This is a genomic window from Plasticicumulans sp. (assembly GCF_035331805.1).
Taxonomy (GTDB): domain Bacteria; phylum Pseudomonadota; class Gammaproteobacteria; order Competibacterales; family Competibacteraceae; genus Plasticicumulans.
Map to the genome: position 1 here is coordinate 1 of NZ_DAOLKE010000491.1, position 2076 is coordinate 2076.

Here is a 2076-nt window from a genome sequence, read left to right on the forward strand (position 1 = left end):
CGCCGCAACGCGGCGCCTGCCTCGAGGCCGGCCCCTTCGCCACCGGCGCCTCGGTGTCGGCCGTGGCCGCGCTGCAGGCCCTGCAGCCGCCGCTGCCGCCGGGCAGCTGGCAGGACGTGGTGGTCGAGCGGCCCGGCAGCTGGATGCTCTACATGGGCCGCTACCCGGACCGCGAGGCGCTGGCCAAGAAGATCGACGAGCTCAAGCGCACGCGCGTGAGCTTCCAGGAAGTGAACGAGCCCGCCGAGTACGCCCTGGGCCTGTCGCTCGGCCGCTTCGACGAGCGCGCCGCCGCCGATCGCGCGCTCGAACAGCTGGGCCAGCGTGGCGTGCGCAGCGCACGCGTCGTCGAGCTGGCCGCGCCGGCCACGCAGCACCTGCTGCGCGCCGACCACGCCGCACAACGCCTGGGGCAGCGTCGAGTCGCGCCAGCGCATGCTCGGCCAGATCGCCGAGAACATCCGCGCCTGGCGCGGCGGCTCGCCGCTGCGCGTCGTCGTCTGAATCCTCACCGCAACAGGAGCACCGCCCTTGAGCCATCGCCTGAGCGCCGAAACCTGTGCCGAACTGCAACTGCTCGCGCTGTTCAGCACGGCCACGCAGCAGTCCGGACTGAAGGTTCACCACAGCGCCGCGCCCGAACTGGTCGCCGCCGCCACGCGCCTGCACGAAAAGCGCCTGATCACCCAGCCCGACGGCGGTTACCTGACCGACCTCGGCTACGAGGCCGCCAACGGCCTCGACGCGGTGCTCGACATCCTCGGCGCGCCCGGCTGACAACCCGCACGCCGGAGCGCTTGAACCTGTACGACCGTCCATACTCCCTGTCACCCTGCCGTTTCCGTCGGCCCGCGCCGTCCGTGCGCGGGTCCCCGCCGACCCGCCCACGGAGCCCGTTCCTGCCATGAGTACCGCCCTCGTCTGGTTCCGGCGCGACCTGCGCCTCGCCGACAACCCCGCGCTGAGCGCCGCCTGTCGCGAGCATGAACGCGTGCTGCCGGTCTTCATCCACGCCCCGGACGAGGAGGCGCCCTGGGCGCCGGGTGCCGCCAGCCGCTGGTGGCTGCAGCATTCGCTCACGGCGCTCGGCGAGGCACTGGCGCGCAAGGGCGTGCCGCTGGTGATCCGCCGCGGACCGACGCGCGAGGCGCTGCAGGCGCTGATCCGCGAGACCGGCGCGACGGCCGTCTACTGGAACCGCCTGTACGAGCCGGCGCCGGTCGCGCGCGACACCGGCCTCAAGCGCGCGCTGCGCGAGCAGGGCATCCGCGCCGAGAGCTTCGACGGCAACGTGCTGCACGAGCCCTGGGCGGTCATGAACGGCAGCGGCGAGCCGTACCGCGTGTTCACGCCGTACTGGAAGGCGGTCGCGCGCATGGAGCAGCCGCGGCCGCTGCCGGAACCGGCCGCGCTGCCGGGGCCGGCGCTGCGCACGCCGTCGCTGGCCCTTGCTGAACTCGGCCTGCTGCCGTCGATCCCGTGGGACAAGGGCCTGCGCGAGGCCTGGACGCCGGGCGAGGCCGGCGCGCGCGCGCGGCTCGCGGCCTTTCTCGACGGCATCTGGATCGACTACGACAGCGCCCGCAACCTCCCGGGCCGGCCGGGCGTGTCGCGGCTGTCGCCGCACCTGCACTTCGGCGAGCTGTCGCCGCGTCAGGTCTGGGCCGCGATCGGCGCGCGCTGCGGCAACCAGCCGCTCGAATCGCACGGCGGCGAGAGCTTCCTGCGCGAGCTGGCCTGGCGCGAGTTCGCGATCTACGTGCTCTGGCACTGGCCGCAGAGTGCCGATCAGCCGCTGCAGGCGCGCTTCGCGGAATACCCCTGGGCCGAGGACTACGCGCGTCCGCTCGCCGCGTGGCAGCACGGGCGCACCGGCTATCCGCTGGTCGATGCCGGCATGCGCGAGCTCTGGAGCACCGGCTGGATGCACAACCGCGTGCGCATGATGGTCGCCTCCTTCCTGACCAAGAACCTGCGCATCCCGTGGCAGGAGGGCGCGCGCTGGTTCTGGGACACGCTCGTCGATGCCGACCTCGCCTCGAACAGCCTCGGCTGGCAGTGGACGGCCGGCTGCGG

General features: G+C 73.5%; 2 protein-coding genes and 1 pseudogene. All 3 read left to right on the forward strand.

All coding sequences use genetic code 11. The features are described 5' to 3' along the window. Positions 1 to 393: 393 nt before the first annotated feature. Positions 394 to 504, forward strand: a pseudogene (locus tag PKE44_RS18715) (glycerate dehydrogenase); the annotation flags it as partial. A 27-nt stretch (positions 505 to 531) separates the two neighbouring features. Continuing rightward, the gene (locus tag PKE44_RS18720; RefSeq protein ID WP_324554251.1) at positions 532 to 777 is read left to right on the forward strand and encodes a TIGR02647 family protein; all 246 of its coding nucleotides are present in this window, start codon (positions 532 to 534) and stop codon (positions 775 to 777) included. A gap of 127 nt (positions 778 to 904) precedes the next feature. Further along, positions 905 to 2076: deoxyribodipyrimidine photo-lyase (locus tag PKE44_RS18725; RefSeq protein ID WP_324554254.1), on the forward strand; the 1172-nt coding region annotated here is incomplete at its 3' end.